Below are 16,154 nucleotides of genomic sequence, written 5' to 3' on the forward strand. Positions count from 1 at the left end.
TCATGCACCCGATTGCAAGTCTGCAGGCGGCGCTGGTCGAGGCGCTGGAGGGCGATGCGGCACTGACGGCACTGATTGGGGCGGGTGGCGTGTTCGACGCGCCGCCGCGTGGCCGTCCGGCGCCATATCTGGTGATCGATCGGCACGACATGCGGCAGACCGATGGCGACGAGGCCAAGGGTCAGGAGCATCGCGTGCTGATCCATTGCTGGAGCGACCAGCCGAGCCGGAAACTGGCGCTGGAGATGGTCGCGCGCGTGGTGGCGGCGGGGTTGGAGGCGAGCCCGGCAGGGCTCGTGGTCACCCATGCCGAGCATATGCGGACCGAGACGGTGATCGACGGCAAAACCGGGCAGGCGAAGGCGGCGGTGATGCTGCGGTTTTTGACGGAGTAGGGGCCGGGGCCGGGGCCACCCCCACCCCGCCTCCCCCTGCAGAAGGGGAGGAGTCCGATCGAGTTTGCGGCGAGTGCGCGGCAAGCACCGAAGCAACTCCTCCCCCTCCTGAAGGGGAGGTCGGGTGGGGGTCTTTCTCAAAGGAGATCAAAATGGCGGCGCAGAGCGGCAAGGATATGCTTTTGAAGCTCGACCAGACGGGGTCGGGGAGCTTTTTGACGGTGGCGGGGCTGCGTACGCGCAGCATCAGTTTCAATGCGGCGAGCGTCGATACGACCGACCAGGAAAGTGCCGGGCGCTGGCGGGAATTGCTGGCGGGCGGCGGGGTCAAGCGCGCTTCGGTCTCGGGGTCGGGCGTGTTCAAGGACGGCGCTTCGGACGCGGCAATCAGGGCGCTGTTCTTTGCCGGGACGATCCGCAACTGGCAGCTGATCCTGCCAGATTTTGGGACCGTGGCGGGACCGTTTCAGATCGTGGCGCTGGAATTTTCCGCCGATCATGCGGGCGAAGTGACGTTCGACCTGGCGCTGGAAAGCGCTGGGGAAGTGACGTTTGTGGCGGTTTAGGCTGGCCTGACGGTTGGTCTGTCGCCTCCTTCCCCCTTGAGGGGAGGGAACGAGGGTGGGGGTGGTTTTGTGGTCCATTGATGGACCCCCACCCCCAACCCCTCCCCTCAGGGGGGGAGGGGTGCAAAAGGGCCGATAGTGCGGCGCGAGGAAAAGAATGACGAACATACATCGAGGCGAGATCGCGGCCGAGATCGGCGGCGAGCGGGTGACGCTTTGTCTGACGCTTGGGGCTTTGGCCGAGTTGGAGGCGCGGCTGGGCGCTGGTGACCTCGCCGGGCTGGCGGAGCGGTTTTCGGCGGGCAGGATTTCGGCGCGGGATCTGACGGCGATCCTGGGGGCGGGGCTGCGGGGCGGTGGCAATGGCATCACCGATGACGATCTGGCGCGGCTGACCATCGAGGGCGGACTGCGCGGGGCGGCGGAGATTGCGGTGCGGCTGCTCAAGGCAACCTTTGGGGATGGGGAATGAAGCCCTTTCCCTGGAAGAACGCGATGGGATTTGGCCTCGGCGTCTTGCGGCTTCCGCCGGACCAGTTCTGGCGCATGACGCCGCGCGAGCTGGCGTGCGCCTGGGGCGCGGTGATGGGCGAGCGGGCTGGGCCTCTGGATCGGCCGGGGCTCGAGGAACTGATGGAGCGTTTTCCCGATGGCCACTGATCTTTTTGGCGAGAGCTTCCGCGACGAGCTGAGCGACGTTTCGGTGGAACTGGGCCGCATCGGTGACCTGGCGGACGGGGTTGCGCGCTCGGTGAGCCGGGCATTTCGCGGCGCGGTGACCGATGGCAAGTCGTTCCGATCGGTGCTGGGCGATATTGCCGGCGCCTTTGCCGATATCGCGCTCAAGGCGGCGTTCAAGCCACTGGGCACGCTGGTCGGCGGGCTGGTGGAGAACCTTTTACCGCGACCAATCCGGCGCTCGGCGGGGTTACGGCCTTTGCCAAGGGCGGGGTGATCGCGAGCCCCAGTTACTTTCCGCTGGGCAAGGGCATGGGGCTGGCGGGCGAGGCGGGACCGGAAGCGATCATGCCGCTGCAGCGTGGGGCCGATGGACGGCTGGGGGTCGCGGGTGGCGGTGGCGCGGTGAACGTGACGTTCAATGTGACGGCGAGCGATGCGCGGAGCTTCACCCAGAGCGAGGCAGAAGTGAGCGCGATGCTCCTGCGGGCCGTCCGGCGGGGTTCTCGCAGCGCTTGATCTTCAGGTGATGCCGGCCTGCAAGCGGTAGATTTCTCCGCTTCCGGTGCTCACGTACCCAAACGTACGCTGCGCTCCGGTTCTCGAAATCCACCCCTTTCGGCTCGGCCTGACCTGAAGCTCCACGCGCTGTAGTGCCATACTGAGAGAAAAAGAGATGACCTTTCATCATACGAGGTTTCCGCTCGACATCGCGCTTGGGGCGCGGGGTGGGCCGGAGCGGAAGACCGATGTCGTGCAGCTGGCGGGCGGTGGCGAGCGGCGCAATGGGCGGTGGCACCATTCGCGGCGGCGCTACAATGCCGGCTATGGGGTGAAATCGCGGGCCGATATGCAGGCGGTGCTGGCCTTTTTCGAGGAAAGGCGCGGGCGGCTGCATGGGTTTTTGTGGCGCGACGGGCTGGATCATTCTTCGGGTGGAGCGGTGCCGCTGCCGACCGACCAGCTGATCGGGACCGGCGACGGGGTGCGCACGCAGTTTCAGTTGAGCAAGCGCTATGGGGCGGCGTTCGACCCCTATCTGCGGACCATCGCCAAGCCGGTGGCGGGCAGCGTGCGGGTGGCGGTCGGGGGCGTCGAGTTAAGTGGCTGGACGGTGGATGTGACCACCGGGATCGTCGGCTTTGCGGTGGCGCCGGCCAGTGGCGCGGCGGTGACGGCGGGGTTCTTGTTCGATGTGCCGGTGCGCTTCGATACCGACCGGTTGGACATCGAGCTGACGAGTTTCGATGGAGCCGAGGCGCCGAGCATACCGCTGGTGGAGATTTTGCCATGAGGGCAGTGGCGGACGGTTTTGCCGCGCACCTGGCGCAGGGCGAGACGACGACGGCGCATTGCTGGCGCGTATTGCGCAGCGATGGCGTGGTCCTGGGTTTTACCGATCATGATCGGGCGCTGGTGGTCGAGGAACGCGCTGCGCGCCGATGCATGGGTTCGATGGCGGCGAGGTGCCGGCGCGCCTGGGGGCACAGGTCGAGACGGGCGAGGTGCTGGGCGTGCTAGCCAGCGCGGCAATCGCCGAGGACGATATTTTGCTCGGTCGTTATGACGGCGCGCAGGTGGAAACCTGGCTGGTGAACTGGGCGGCGCCGGAGCAGCGACTGCGCCTTCGGGTCGATACGATCGGCGAGATCGTGCGCGAGGATGGGGTGTTTCGGGCCGAGCTCCGATCGCCGCAGCAGGCGCTGAACGCGGTGCGGGGCCGGCTTTATCAGGGGCTCTGCGATGCGGTGGTCGGGGACGCACGCTGCGGCATCGACCTGACGTTGCCGGCGCATCGGGGCACGGCGACTGTTTTGGCGGTGATCGATCCGTTTCAGGTGCTGGTGGCGGGCCTGGGCGGGTTCGACGAGGGCTGGTTTGCGTTTGGCGTGGGGCACTGGGGTGCGGGCAGGCGCGAGGGCCTGGCCGATCCGGTGCTGACGCATCGACGGCAGCCGGAAGGCGATGTGCTGGGCTTTGCCGCCAAGGTCGGCGAGTGGGTGGAGTCGGGCGATGTGCTCGAGGTGACGGTGGGCTGCGACCGGCGCTTTGCGACCTGCAAGGCGCGGTTCGGCAATGGCGTCAACTTTCGCGGCTTTCCGCATGTGCCGGGCAGCGACTACGTGCTGCGCCATCCGCGCAGCGGCGATGCCATGGATGGACGGGCGGTGGTGCCGTGAAAGCGGATCTTGTGGTGGCGGCGGCACAAGAATGGCTGGGCACTCCCTATCGGCATCGGGCGTCGACGCTGGGGGCAGGGTGCGACTGCCTGGGGCTGCTGCGCGGGGTTTGGCGCCAGCTTTATGGCGCGGAACCGGTGGCGGTGCCGGCCTATCGAGCGGACTGGCGCGGCGAGGCGGATGGGGCGCTTCGGGCGGCGGCCGGGCGGTTTCTGCTCCCCGTCGAGGGGCCGGTGGGGGGGCGGGGCAAGTGGTGTTGTTCCGGCTCGGTGGCATGAGCGAGGCGCGGCATTGCGGCATCATGGTTTCGGCCACCCGGTTCATCCATGCGCAGGAGCATCTGGGCGTGGTGGAGGCGAACCTGACCGAGGGCTGGGCGCGGCGTGTGAGCGGACGGTTTGAGTTTCCGAACATCTGAGGCTCGGCTTCCCTCCCCCTTGAGGGGAGGGACTGAGGGTGGGGGTGGTTGGGTGGCCAGCTGATGGACCCCCACCCCCAACCCCTCCCCTCAAGGGGAGGGGAGCAGTCCGATGCGCTTACCAAGATAGGAATTAGACATGGCAACTCTGGCACTTTCGGTTGCCGGGCAGTTTGTTGGCGGCGTGTTTGGCGGGCCGATCGGGGCAACCATTGGTCGGGCGCTGGGGGCGCTGGCGGGGTCGGCGGTCGACGGCATGCTGTTCGGCGACAAGCGCCAGGCGGGCGAGGCGCCGATGTTCGACGTGCGCCTGGGCGGGTCCACGGAGGGAGCGGCGATCCCGCGGCTTTATGGCTGGGGGCGGCTTTCGGGCAATATCATCTGGGCTCGCGAGCTCTTGCACCAGGTGACCGAAACGGCGGGCTCGAAGGGGTTTATGCAGCCCGAGCCCGAGAACCAGGAAGAGGTGCTGGCAAGCTTTGCCGTCGGCTTCTGCGAAGGGCGGGTGGCGCGGCTCGGGCGGATCTGGGCGGACGGGCAGCTGCTCGACACGCGCGGGCTCAACCTGCGGTTCTATCATGGCGACGAAGGGCAACTGCCGGACAGTTTGATAGAGGCGGTGCAGGGGGTGGGCAATGCCCCGGCCTATCGGGGTCTATGTTATCTCGTTGTCGAGAACCTGCCGCTGAGCCGCTTCGGCAATCGCATTCCGCAGCTTTCGGTGGAGCTTTGCCGAGTGGTGGGCGACCTCGAACCCTCCATTCGCGCCGTGACGGTGATCCCAGGGGCGACCGAGTTCGGCTATGACCCGGTGCCGCGCGTGCGGGTGCTGGGCGAGGGCGAGGGGGTGAGCGAGAACGCCCATCTCCTGCCCGGCGTCAGCAACTGGAGCTGGTCCATCGACGAGCTAATGGCGCTGTGCCCCAACCTCGAGCATGTGGCACTGGTGGTGAGCTGGTTCGGCGATGATCTGAGATGCGCGCACTGCGAGGTGAGCCCACGGGTGGAGGCGGCGGGGCGTGAGATCGAGGGCGTGAGCTGGAGCGTCGCGGGCCTGGGGCGCGGCGATGTGCCGGTGGTGTCGACGCATAATGGCGGGCCGGCTTATGGCGGCACGCCTTCGGATGCCACGGTCTTGGCGGCGATTGCCGACTTGCGGGCGCGGGGCGTCAAGGTCACGCTTTATCCGCTGTTGATGATGGATGTGCCGGCGGGGAATGGCCTGCCGGACCCCTATGGCGGGGAGGAGCAGGCAGCATACCCGTGGCGCGGGCGGATCACGGGTGCTTCGGAGGCTGATGTTGCGGCTTTCGTGCCGGGTTACCGGGCAATGGTGCTGCACTATGCATCGATCGCGGCGGCGGCAGGGGCGGATGCGCTGCTGATCGGGTCGGAGATGCGGGGGCTGACCACTGTGCGCGGGGCGGGAAATACGTTCCCGTTTGTCGATGCTCTGGTGGCGCTGGCAGGCGATGTGCGCGCGGTGGTCGGGCCGGGCGTAAAGCTCAGCTATGCGGCGGATTGGAGCGAGTATTCCGGCTATCAGGCCGCAGGGGATAAGTTCTTTCACCTCGATCCGCTCTGGGCCTCACCGCCCATCGATGCGGTGGGGATCGACTGCTACATGCCGCTCAGCGACTGGCGCGATGGCGAGGGTCACCTCGATGCGGCTTTGGCCGAGACCGGCTATGCGCTCGAATATCTCCAGGGCAATGTCGCGGGAGGCGAGGGCTTCGACTGGTTTTATGCCAGCGATGCGGATCGGCGCGCGCAGGCGAGGACGCCGATTACTGATGGGGCCTATGGCGAGCCCTGGGTGTGGCGCTACAAGGATATCCGCGCCTTCTGGAGCCAGCAGCATTTTGACCGTCCGGGTGGGGTGCGGAGCGCGACGCCGACGGCATGGGTGCCGGGGTCGAAACCGATCTGGCTGACAGAATTGGGCTGTGGGGCGGTCAACAAGGGGGCGAACCAGCCCAACATCTTCGGTGACGGCAAGAGCGCCGAAGGCGGGCGGCCGTATTTTTCGAGCGGCATGCCGGATGCCTTGATGCAGCGGCAGTTTCTGCGGGCGCATCAGCAGTTCTGGCGCGATCCGGCGAACAATCCGGCGGGGATGGTCGATACCGACCGCGTCTACCTCTGGACCTGGGACGCGCGGCCATTTCCAAGCTTTCCGGCGCTCGACGAGATCTGGTCGGATGGGCCGAACCATCGCACCGGGCATTGGCTGACCGGGCGGCTGGGTGGCGCCGCGAGCGACGAACTGATCGGGGCGATCGCGGCCGATCATGGCATCGCGGTCAAGGCGGCGCCGGCAGCGCCGCTGATCGGCGGCGTGCTGGTGGGCGGGCCGGGGACGGCGCGCGAGGCGATCGAACCAGTGCTGGAGATCACCGGTCAGAAGCTGATGGCACGGGACGGGGGCCTGGTCGGCCTATTGCGCGGTGTGGTGGTGACGCTGGAGCATGACCTCCTGGCGGAGGTGGATGCACCGGTTGTGACGCGTCGCCGGGGTGATGGGGCGGAAAAGGCCGGGCGGCTAGGGCTGGGCTATTTCGATCGCGAACGCGATTACCTAACGGCGACGGCAACCGCCTTGCGACCGGGCAATGGGCCGCTGCAAAGCCAGAGCCTGCCGATGGTGCTGGACGGAGCGGGTGCACGATTGGCCGCCGAGCGCTTGCTGGACGCAAAGGGGGTGGCTGGCGATCGCGTCGAACTGGCGCTGCCACCGAACAGGGTGGCGCTCGAACTGGGTGACCGGATTGCTTTGCCGGAACTGGCCGAGGGGCCGTTCGAAGTTACGGAAATCCGGGACGGAGCGGTGCGGCGGGTGTCGGCGACGGCGGTGGCGCGGGGAGATGCGGTGGCGACCGGAGTGGATCGGCCGCGCGGTGGCGGCGGGGTGCCGATGCCGGCAGTGGTGCCGATCGTGGTGGCAGCACATCTGCCGCCGCTGCCTGATGATCCGAACAGGACACGGCTGGTGCTGGGTGCTTTCGCCAAGCCGTGGCCGGGATCTGTGCGGGTGACCGATGAGGTGACCGGCGCGACGCTGGCAGGATTGGTGCGCCCGGCGGCGATCGGCACGGTGGTCACGGGCATTGGGGCGGGACCCCAGGCGGTTTGGGACCTTGGTTCGGTGCTCGAGATCGAGTTGCGCTCGGGGCATCTGGCCGATGTAACCGAGGCTGCGGCGCTAGCCGGGAGCAATTGGCTGGCCGTGGAAACCGATGGCGGCGGTTGGGAAGTGATCGGCTTTGCGGAGGCAGAGCTGATCAGCGCCGGCCGCTACCGGCTGACGCGTTTGCTGCGGGGGCTGCAAGGCTCGCAAACTGCGGCAGTTTCGGGCGGGCGGCGTGTCATGGTGCTGGGCGCCGGGACGGTAAGCCTGCCGGTCGAGGCGCACCGCATCGGAGAAAGCCGCACGCTCCGGGTGTTTGCCGGTGCTGCCGACATGGCTGGGCGAACATTGGTCGTCGACCTCGATCCCGGGCCGGCCCTGCCACTGGCGCCGGTTCACCTTGCGGCGGAGCGGCAGGCGGATGGGTCGGTGCTGTTGCGCTGGATGCGCCGCAGCCGTGCCGATGGCGATGGCTGGGGCGTGGCCGAACCGGGCCAGGAGTTCGGACCGGAAAGCTGGCGGGTCGAGATTTATGACGGTGTGACGCTCAAACGAACGATCACGACGGCGGAGAACGTCGCCAGCTATCTGGTTGCAGAGCAGCTCGCGGACTTCGCTGGACCGGCGGTGGCGTTCGAATTTGCCGTAGCGCAGGTCAGTCCCGTGCTCGGCGCGGGACATCGGGGAAGGGGAAGATTCAATGGCTGACCGGTTCGAGACGTGTCTCACCGAGGTGTTGAAGCACGAGGGCGGCTACTCGGATCATCCGACCGATCCGGGCGGCGCCACCAATATGGGGATCACTCGCAAGACGCTGGCGCGATGGCGGCAGGTCTCGCCCTGGACGGCGCTGCCCAAGGAGGAGGTCCGAAAGCTGGGCCGGGCTGAGGCTGGGCGCATTTATCGGGCGCTCTACTGGGAAACGTCCGGGGCCGACCGCCTGCCCACTGGCATCGATCTCGCGGTCTTCGACTATGCGGTCAATTCCGGACCCGACCGGGCCATAAAGGCTTTGCAGGCGGTGTTGGGTGTCGCCGCCGACGGGGTCGTCGGTCCGGTGACCCTTGCGGCTGCGCAGCGGGCCGATGGCACGCGCACGATCAATGCTCTTTGCGACGGACGGCTCAGCTTCCTGCGCACTCTTGCGACCTTTCCGACTTTCGGGCGCGGCTGGACCAGACGGGTCGTCGCGGTGCGTGCCGCTGCGCTCAAGGCGGTCCGGCCGATCACAATCACTAAAGGAGAAAAGACGATGGATGCACTTTCAGGCTACAAAACCTATATCGTCGCTGCGTTGATGCTGTTGGCGGGCATCGCGCAGATTATGGGTCTCGAAGTTCCTTCGCTCGAAGGCGGATCGGCCGGCAGTCTCGTGCTTGAGGCTCTAGCCATCATCTTCCTGCGGCAGGGCCTCAAGACCGATATCGGCAAAGTCTAGGGCCGAAGGGGCGGATCCGATTGGGTCCTCGCCCCATTCATGTCCCATTCAGCAACCTGCCGCTAGATTTGGGACCATGAAACTCAAAGCTCCAAAACCTTCAGCCGTGGCCGCGATGGCACTGGCTCTTGCCTTGGCACTGGCCGGTACCGGCCAGTCGCAGGCGCAGGCATGCCTCGACAAACGGCAGATTCAGGAAGCCGTCGCATCGGGTGAGATCATGTCGCTCGATGCGGTCCTGGCCTCGGCTGGCGTCGACTCCAGTACCGATATCCTCAATGTTCAGGTCTGTGACGAAGGCGGTGCGCTGGTATATGTTATCGGCGTGCTGAGCAGCGACGGACAGGCGCAGAACCTGGTGCTGAACGCACAATAGAAGCTGAACACTTGATCGGGTGGGGGCCTGAGCATTGCGTATTTTAGTTGTCGAAGACGACGCGAACCTCAATCGGCAGATCAAGGATGCACTGACCGAAGCTGGCTATGCGGTGGATGTCGCGTTCGATGGCGAGGAAGGGCATTTCCTCGGCGACACCGAACCCTATGATGCCATTATCCTTGATATCGGCCTGCCGCAGATGGACGGGCTTTCAGTGCTCGAAGAATGGCGGCGGGCGGGCAGGACGACGCCCGTCCTTCTGCTGACGGCACGCGATCGCTGGAGCGACAAGGTGCAAGGCATCGATGCCGGCGCCGATGACTATGTCGCCAAGCCCTTTCACATGGAAGAAGTGCTTGCTCGTGTGCGTGCCCTGGTGCGCCGGGCGGCTGGCCATGCGAGCAACGAGATCGTTGCCGGTGCGGTGCGGCTCGATGCGCGCTCGGGCAAGGTCACGGTGGACGGGCAGTCGGTAAAACTCACTAGCCACGAATTGCGGCTCCTGAGCTACTTGATGCATCACAAGGGCAAGGTGATCTCGCGCACCGAACTGACCGAGCACCTTTACGACCAGGATTTCGATCGCGACAGCAACACGATCGAAGTTTTCGTGGGCCGGCTGCGCAAGAAACTGCCGGACGACTGTATCCAGACCGTGCGCGGGCTTGGTTACCAGATCGCTGAAGATTGAGTTCGTTGCAGCCTGAACCTGCCAGCGGGGCGAGGGTGTCGTGGTTCAAGCGGATTTCGGATCGCTCCTGGGGCGGCCAGATGCGCAAGGGTTCCATCGCCGCGTCGCTGTTCTGGCTGACAGCCGGCTTTCTCGTGCTGGCAATGATGACGACCGGCTATTTGTTGTCGGACCTTTATTCGCGGGCACTCGATACCAGCCTTTCCGAAACGCTGGACTTTCACGTCGAGAGCCTGGCCGGCGCGCTGCTAGACACGCGCGATCCGCAGGACCCCGGGATAGCCCTGGCCGACCCGCGCTTCGAGCGGCCGCGATCGGGTTGGTACTGGATCATCCGCGACGACGCAGGGCGACTGGTCAATCTCTCGACGTCGGTGGTCGGTATTGATCTCCAGGGTGTTTCGGCTAGCGCCGATGCCCTGGGGCGCAGCACGGAAGTGGTGGATGACCCGTTCGGAACGCGCCTGCGTGTGGTGGAGCGCAGCGTGACGCTGGAAAGCGGCCGCTATGCCATCACGGTAGCCGGCAACCTCACCGAAATCCTGGAACTCGTCGAAGATTTCCGCGGCCAGGCCTTTATCGTTCTGGGCGCGGTGGGCGTCATGCTGACCATCATGAGCGCCATAGTGGCGCGCATCGCCATGCGGCCGATTTCGCGTCTCAGCACGGCCATCGAGCAGGTGCGCGAGGGTGACGCAGCCGAGGTCTCGGGCACCTATCCGACCGAGATCGCGCCGCTGGCGGAAGAGGTCAACGAGCTCTTGCGCTCCAACGCGCAGATCATTGAGCGGGCGCGCAACCAGGTCGGAAACCTGGCGCATGGCCTCAAGACGCCGATTGCGGTCTTGCGCAATGAGGCGGTGGCGCAAAAGGATGGGTTGGCGGACGTCGTTACTTCCGAAACCGAAAAGATGAGCAGCCTCGTTTCGACCTATCTCGAGCGCGCGCGGCTGGCGGCTCGCACCTCGGTGGTGGGCAAGAAGGCCGATGCGTCGATGATCCTGCAGCGCTTGACCCGGGTGATGGGCAAGATCTATCCGGGCATCGACATAGCGTTCGATACGCCCGATGCAACGCTTCCGTGGTTCCGGGGTGATGAAGCGGACCTCGAAGAGGTTGCCGGAAATCTTCTCGATAATGCCTGCAAGTGGTCGCGGGGCGCGGTCGAGGTGCGGCTGGGGAGCGAGCGCGGCGCCAAGGGGACCCAGCTGGTATTGGCGATCGAGGACAATGGGCCGGGCCTCAGCGAGGAAGACGCGACGAAAGTGTTGCGGCGCGGTGTCAGGCTGGACGAGAAAACGCCGGGCACCGGACTTGGGCTGGATATCGTCAAGGAACTGGTCGATGTCTATGGCGGCAGCCTGGAGCTCAAGCGCAGTGCGCTTGGCGGGCTGCTGGTTGAAGTACGCCTGCCAACGGCGCCTGGGAGGGCCGGCGCGGCCAGCCCTGGACTGACGCACTTTCGCCGTAATACGTCACAAGAAGCATCTGACCGATAGCCAAAGGCCCAACCGACATGAACCGCTCGACCCTCTTCGCCCTTCCCCTGTTTGCCTTGGCTCTCGCCGGTTGCTCGAGCACCGCGACCACGCAGATGGCGTCGGCACCCGTCGTTGTGCAGCAGCCGCAGCCCGTCGTGGCCCAGCCGATGGTGCCGACCTCGGCGCAAACGGTTCAGACGGCTCGCCTGACCACCAGCATCGCCAATGGCTTCGTCGACGCGTCGGCGCTCAACCAGATGACCGCCAAGGACTCCAACGAAGCCAATAGCGCGCAGTTCTACGCGCTGCAGTTCGGCCGTCCCGGTGCCCCGCGCCAGTGGGCCGGCGACAAGGGCACGACCGGTTCGGTCGCCGTCGGTCCCTATGTACGCGTGAACAATCTCGACTGCCGCGATTTTACCCATACGGTGAAGATCGGTGGCACCGATTTCGTCAAGAAGGGCACGGCCTGCCGCGAGCAGAACGGCAACTGGAACGTGGTGAACGGCGCTGCCTGACGCGGACTAAGGCCGGGCAACAAGGTTTCTTTACCTAGCCGCTATAGGGTCGAGGGCGAATAGTCCCCGTTTCCGTAGTCTTGATGAACCAGCCCGCCCAGATTGCTCGACCTGCCGCCCGTTCGGCCGCCGTTGTCCGCAAGCCGTTTTGCGGCCTGATCGATCCCATCCTGGTGGAAGGCCCGGTGGCGTTCAGTTTTGCCGGCTCGGTGGATCGCGCCGGTGCTGCGGCGGCCTGGACCTGGGTTTTGCGCGACATCGCGCCGGACCTGATCTCGGCCGAGGGCGTCGCCAACGGCGCCTTCAAGGCGGCAGATCTCGAGCCGCTGATGCCCGAACTGCTGGTGCGGATGAAGGCGGCGCTGGAAAAGATCGACGGCGACACCGAAAGCATGCGCCGCTTCCGTGCCCAGTTTGCGCGTGAACACGCCAGGGAAGAACTGAGCGTCGTGCTGGCAGCGCTGCGGGCGCGGGCGTTGCTGACCAAGGCGCAGGGCTTTGGCAAGGCCATCAACACGATCGCCGAGGATGGTGCGGTGGGCACGGCGCTCCAATCCATGCCGCTACAGGATGCGCAGATCGCGGCGCTGCTGTTTCATGCCGCGGTGGGGCAGGTGGCGAACCCGACGCGGCTGATCTCGGTGGTGATCAAGCTTTCGGGCAATGCCAGCGAAGCGGCGATTGCACGGAATGGGTTTTCGCCGCTGGTGGACGCTTATCTTGCCCACGCTCAGAACCAGCTGCAGCACCTTCAGGTCAGCGGACCGTTTGCGGATACCGACCTCGTTTGCAAAAGCCTCGAGCGTTTTCACCGGCTGGTGCGGGCATTGACGAGCTATATCGAATTCGGTCGGGGCAGCCGGGCGACGCAGGTGCTCTCGACGATCACCAAGCTGGTCTCGGACCGGATCGAACCACGGCTCAAGGAAGTCGTCACGGACCTCAACCAAGCCATGCGCCGTCCACGCGAAGGCCTTGACCGGATTGACGAAGATCGATTGCTGGCGGCGATCAACGGCATGTATTTGCTGTCGGCTGTTCGGGACAGCCGCGACTCGTTGGCGCTCAATGCTGTGTTCGACCAGGCCTGGAACCAGTCGGGGCAGGCGCTCGAAATTCACATCCAGCGCAGTCTCGACCTGATCCGCCAGAACCCCGGCGAGGCGACCAGCGGCGCGCGGCTTGATGCGGCGATCAAGATGGCCGAGATCCGGTTCAATCCCGAATATGCCGAAACGCTGAAGCGCGCTCGTGCTGCGGCTGAGCGGCGCGTCTAGCTCTCGATTTTCACCCTAACGGCGCGGCCATGGTCGCGAATGTGGAGCGGCGCGGCGGTAGCGGCTGCGGATCGCTCGACCAGCGCCATAGCGGCATTGTCGGCCTGACGCAGCACGACACCGACGGCCAGTAGCGGCTGATCGGCGTCGGCGCTGCGATAGATCAGCGTGCCAGGATCGAAGCGTCGTGGCTCATGGGGGATCAGCCGCAGGATCTGGGCATCGGCACCAAAACGGCCGGCGAGATAGGCGGGCACGTGATCAGGCTCAGGTGGTCCGGCAGCGATCGGCTGATTGGAGGCGGGTAGAGCGAGCGGAACAAGGGCGACACGCTCTTGGGCAACCACGCCGGCAGCGTCATGCGGGATGAGGCCGAGATCGACGCCAGCCGCAACCTCGGCAATGCTCAGGGCTGCGGGGCTTCGGAGAGCGCGGTGACGCCGGTCGGCCCCTTGGCCTTGGCGAAGGGCCAGCGGCGGCGGGGCGGATGCGGGCGCGTCAGCAATTGCGCACCGCTGTCCAAATAACTTTCGGTGTCGCGTTGGACCGGACCGACAGGGCAGGCCGCGTCCGGTGTTTCATAAGCCGCGTCGATCAGAGGATCTTCCACCGGATGGCGGGGGCGGCCGAGAAGGGCATCGACCGCATTGGCGCCGCTCTGGATGCAGCCGCGGCGCGTGAAGAAGCCGGCGGCGCTGCCGGCAAGCGCGATCGTGTCGATCAGGCCGATGGCTTCGAGGCGGTGGCGCGCCGGGTTCCAGCGACTTTCACCACCGGCCACGTGCCAAAGCGTCAGGTCAGGTTGCCAGCCACCGCAAACGAGAAGGCGCTCAGTGGAAAGGGCAGGGGCAGCGCTGCCTTCGAGCGCCACAGTCAGCATGGCGCCATTGCGAGACATGGTGGCGAGCGAAGTCACGGCGCCGGGGGCCTGCACGATGCCATAGGCGCGCGAGAACTCGATAAAGCGCGAGGCAGGCGACGGTCGGCTGTCGACGATGCGGGGAACGGAGACGCCGATGTCGCTGGCAAGCGTCGCGAGCCGATAGGCTGGGTTGCTGGATGTCGCGAATGCGGCGGAGCGGCCGGGCCAAACACCGAAACGGTAGGCAAGCTCATAGGCGTTTAGCGTGCCGGTGACGCCCGGCAGGCGATTGCCGGCGAAAATCGGCAAACGCTCGAGCGAGCCGGTGGCAAGGATGATGCGTGCGGCCTCGAGATCGATGACCCGGCCTTGAGGGGAGCCATCGTCCAAGTCGACGCGATGGACGCGGACCGAACCAGGACGAATTGCAAAGGCGTGGGTGGATTGCAGCACGGTGATCGCAGCGTTGGCCGAAACCTCACGCGCCAGCCGCGACATGCTTTCGTCCGGGCTGTCCTCACCCTCCTGCGTACCGAAGAGACCAGAATGTCCCCCAAGATACGGATTGGCTTCGACCAGAGTCACGCGCAAGCCCGCGCGCGCGGCAGCCAAGGCTCCCGATAGTCCGGCAACGCCAGCGCCGATGACGACCAGATCACCGGCTTGCTCGGTGGAACCGGTCGTGGCCCGCCAGGGATGGGCCAGGGCACGCGGCTTATCGAGCGCAAGGCCAAGCGTGCGGCTGGGCTGAAACAAGCGGCCGAGAGCGCCGGCGGCGTTGCCGCCAAGCGTTACGAACTCGGCGCCATTGGTGGCAGGGGTCCGGGCCATGGGGAGGGCATGCTGGGGATCGCTGACGAAACTGGCATGGCTGATCGCCGGAGCGCTTCGCAAGGAAAGGCCGAGCGGTTGATTGGCATGCTGCCCGATCGTGTCGATGCCCGATGCAAGCACGGCGCTCAGCACGGTGTCGCCGGCAAAGCCCGAGATCTGGTGACCATCGAGCTGAAATTTCAGCGGTCGGGAACGGTCGATCGCGGAGCCGGCAAAGCCGCGGCGCGTATCGGCGGGCAGGCGATTGTGCTGCGGCCTCATGCGACGCGGTCCTCAAGGTGCGGCGCGTATTCGGCGACGCTGGACGTGCGCAAGTTGCGGTTCACGAGGCGGGCGCCGAACCAGTTGGATTGATGATGCTGTGCCTCGCCCACCAGCCATCGTGCGAGGGCAGGGGCAAGGAAGACGCCGGCCATGCCTAGGTTTGCCACCACATCCGCCCCCGAGCCCGCCGCGCGCCCGACAGCAGGAGCGCCATCGTCTGTGACCAGCGCGGAGAACGCTGTCTGGCCCGCTTGCTCGACTTGCCGGTCGGCGCCGAGAAGGCTCCGCATGGAAGATGAAAAGAGCGCAAGATCACCCCGCCCGATGCCCGCGATGCCGCCTTCGGCTTGCTGCAGCAGGGTCGTTCCCTCGCCGATCTCAAGCATGACCGGCGCGGCGATCGGCTGCGTTGGCGTGGTCAGAATAGTGGCCGCTGGTTGCCGACGAAAGAGCGTCGGCCATTGTCGCAGCGGCAGCCATGCCATGATGGATTCGGCATCTGCCAAGATCGCCTGCTGCGCCTGAATCGTGTGCCCGTTAGCGTCGATCGAAGCCGATCCGTCGAGGGCGATCTGTACGCGGTCCGGCGACAGGCGTGGAACGCCGAGACGATCGAGCCATATGTCGAGTGACGGTTCGAGCACGGGTCGGTTGAGACGGATCGCATCGCGCAGCACGATACCGCTGCGGGCTCCTCCGAGTACCGATGGCGCGACCGGTTCGGCAGCGATGCGAAAGCCCTGCGCCATGTGACGAATGTGGGACAGGGCTTCAATGCCCGCGGGACTTTCAGCAAAAAGATCGGATCGACCCGGCTCGAGGCGCCGCGCCCCGCCACCTTGCCGATGATGCGCATCGTCTCGGCAACGCCCTCGGCAAGGAGGGCCCAAGTCTCGGGTCTGGTGATCGGCGCAACAGAAAGCTCGATGCTGCGGGGCAGGCGAAACCCCGATTGGCTCTCCCCGACAAAGACAACCCTGCGGCCATGAGTACTGGCCAAAAGGCCTGCCAGAAGCCTGGCGAGAGGCGTGGATCCGAAGACCGCA

General features: G+C 66.0%; 19 protein-coding genes and 1 pseudogene. 17 read left to right on the forward strand and 3 right to left on the reverse strand.

What is annotated here, in order from left to right; genetic code table 11:
- Window positions 1-2 precede the first annotated feature (2 nt).
- The 17 genes and pseudogenes from G5575_RS14430 (at window position 3) to G5575_RS14510 (ending at window position 13,148) form a co-directional block, all read left to right on the forward strand.
- Window positions 3-395 carry a DUF3168 domain-containing protein gene (locus tag G5575_RS14430; protein WP_164534945.1) on the forward strand — a complete coding sequence of 131 codons (393 nt, stop codon included), beginning with the start codon at window positions 3-5 and terminating at the stop codon, window positions 393-395.
- Window positions 396-547: 152 nt separating this feature from the next.
- Window positions 548-961 carry a phage major tail protein, TP901-1 family gene (locus tag G5575_RS14435; RefSeq protein ID WP_164534946.1) on the forward strand — a complete coding sequence of 138 codons (414 nt, stop codon included), beginning with the start codon at window positions 548-550 and terminating at the stop codon, window positions 959-961.
- A gap of 157 nt (window positions 962-1,118) precedes the next feature.
- Window positions 1,119-1,433 carry a gene transfer agent family protein gene (locus G5575_RS14440; RefSeq protein WP_164534947.1) on the forward strand — a complete coding sequence of 105 codons (315 nt, stop codon included), beginning with the start codon at window positions 1,119-1,121 and terminating at the stop codon, window positions 1,431-1,433.
- Window positions 1,430-1,621, forward strand: a complete 192-nt coding sequence (locus G5575_RS14445) for a rcc01693 family protein (protein ID WP_164534948.1) — start codon at window positions 1,430-1,432, stop codon at window positions 1,619-1,621. The genes G5575_RS14440 and G5575_RS14445 overlap by 4 nt, the downstream gene beginning before the upstream one ends.
- On the forward strand, window positions 1,611-1,916 hold the full coding sequence (locus G5575_RS14450) for a hypothetical protein (RefSeq protein ID WP_164534949.1): 306 nt from the start codon (window positions 1,611-1,613) through the stop codon (window positions 1,914-1,916). Before G5575_RS14445 ends, G5575_RS14450 begins: the two co-directional genes overlap by 11 nt.
- A gap of 35 nt (window positions 1,917-1,951) precedes the next feature.
- The gene (locus tag G5575_RS14455) at window positions 1,952-2,158 is read left to right on the forward strand and encodes a hypothetical protein (protein ID WP_164534950.1); all 207 of its coding nucleotides are present in this window, start codon (window positions 1,952-1,954) and stop codon (window positions 2,156-2,158) included.
- A gap of 157 nt (window positions 2,159-2,315) precedes the next feature.
- Window positions 2,316-2,933, forward strand: a complete 618-nt coding sequence (locus tag G5575_RS14460; RefSeq protein WP_164534951.1) for a DUF2460 domain-containing protein — start codon at window positions 2,316-2,318, stop codon at window positions 2,931-2,933.
- A pseudogene (locus G5575_RS20605) lies at window positions 2,930-3,819 on the forward strand (DUF2163 domain-containing protein). Before G5575_RS14460 ends, G5575_RS20605 begins: the two are co-directional and overlap by 4 nt.
- Before the next feature lie 14 nt (window positions 3,820-3,833).
- Window positions 3,834-4,097 (forward strand): C40 family peptidase, encoded by a 264-nt coding sequence (locus G5575_RS21230; protein WP_328766309.1) that lies wholly within the window; start codon window positions 3,834-3,836, stop codon window positions 4,095-4,097.
- The gene (locus G5575_RS20615) at window positions 4,094-4,237 is read left to right on the forward strand and encodes a C40 family peptidase (protein ID WP_235936031.1); all 144 of its coding nucleotides are present in this window, start codon (window positions 4,094-4,096) and stop codon (window positions 4,235-4,237) included. Before G5575_RS21230 ends, G5575_RS20615 begins: the two co-directional genes overlap by 4 nt.
- A gap of 139 nt (window positions 4,238-4,376) precedes the next feature.
- Window positions 4,377-8,072 carry a baseplate multidomain protein megatron gene (locus tag G5575_RS14480; protein WP_164534954.1) on the forward strand — a complete coding sequence of 1,232 codons (3,696 nt, stop codon included), beginning with the start codon at window positions 4,377-4,379 and terminating at the stop codon, window positions 8,070-8,072.
- Window positions 8,065-8,802, forward strand: a complete 738-nt coding sequence (locus G5575_RS14485; RefSeq protein WP_164534955.1) for a glycoside hydrolase family 108 protein — start codon at window positions 8,065-8,067, stop codon at window positions 8,800-8,802. Before G5575_RS14480 ends, G5575_RS14485 begins: the two co-directional genes overlap by 8 nt.
- 76 nt (window positions 8,803-8,878) lie before the next feature.
- Window positions 8,879-9,178, forward strand: a complete 300-nt coding sequence (locus G5575_RS14490) for a hypothetical protein (protein WP_164534956.1) — start codon at window positions 8,879-8,881, stop codon at window positions 9,176-9,178.
- A gap of 34 nt (window positions 9,179-9,212) precedes the next feature.
- The gene (locus G5575_RS14495) at window positions 9,213-9,872 is read left to right on the forward strand and encodes a response regulator transcription factor (RefSeq protein WP_164534957.1); all 660 of its coding nucleotides are present in this window, start codon (window positions 9,213-9,215) and stop codon (window positions 9,870-9,872) included.
- A gap of 80 nt (window positions 9,873-9,952) precedes the next feature.
- Complete coding sequence (locus tag G5575_RS14500) at window positions 9,953-11,371, forward strand: sensor histidine kinase (protein ID WP_164534958.1); 1,419 nt, start codon at window positions 9,953-9,955, stop codon at window positions 11,369-11,371.
- Between the two features lie 17 nt (window positions 11,372-11,388).
- Window positions 11,389-11,871 carry an RT0821/Lpp0805 family surface protein gene (locus G5575_RS14505; RefSeq protein WP_164534959.1) on the forward strand — a complete coding sequence of 161 codons (483 nt, stop codon included), beginning with the start codon at window positions 11,389-11,391 and terminating at the stop codon, window positions 11,869-11,871.
- Between the two features lie 83 nt (window positions 11,872-11,954).
- A complete protein-coding gene (locus G5575_RS14510; RefSeq protein WP_164534960.1) occupies window positions 11,955-13,148 on the forward strand; it encodes a hypothetical protein in 1,194 nt (397 codons plus the stop codon).
- Here G5575_RS14510 and G5575_RS14515 read toward each other — a convergent pair.
- From G5575_RS14515 to G5575_RS14525, 3 genes are read right to left on the reverse strand one after another with little or no spacing between them, the layout of a single operon-like run.
- Window positions 13,145-13,495, reverse strand: coding sequence for a hypothetical protein (locus G5575_RS14515; RefSeq protein WP_164534961.1), 351 nt, complete (start codon window positions 13,493-13,495; stop codon window positions 13,145-13,147). The two genes, G5575_RS14510 and G5575_RS14515, sit on opposite strands and share 4 nt — an antisense overlap.
- 59 nt (window positions 13,496-13,554) lie before the next feature.
- A complete protein-coding gene (locus G5575_RS14520) occupies window positions 13,555-15,105 on the reverse strand; it encodes an FAD-dependent oxidoreductase (RefSeq protein WP_164534962.1) in 1,551 nt (516 codons plus the stop codon).
- On the reverse strand, window positions 15,102-15,857 hold the full coding sequence (locus G5575_RS14525; RefSeq protein ID WP_164534963.1) for a hypothetical protein: 756 nt from the start codon (window positions 15,855-15,857) through the stop codon (window positions 15,102-15,104). The genes G5575_RS14520 and G5575_RS14525 overlap by 4 nt, the downstream gene beginning before the upstream one ends.
- Window positions 15,858-16,154 lie beyond the last annotated feature (297 nt).

The sequence above is a fragment of the Devosia aurantiaca genome, from assembly GCF_011058215.1.
Lineage (GTDB): Bacteria > Pseudomonadota > Alphaproteobacteria > Rhizobiales > Devosiaceae > Devosia > Devosia aurantiaca.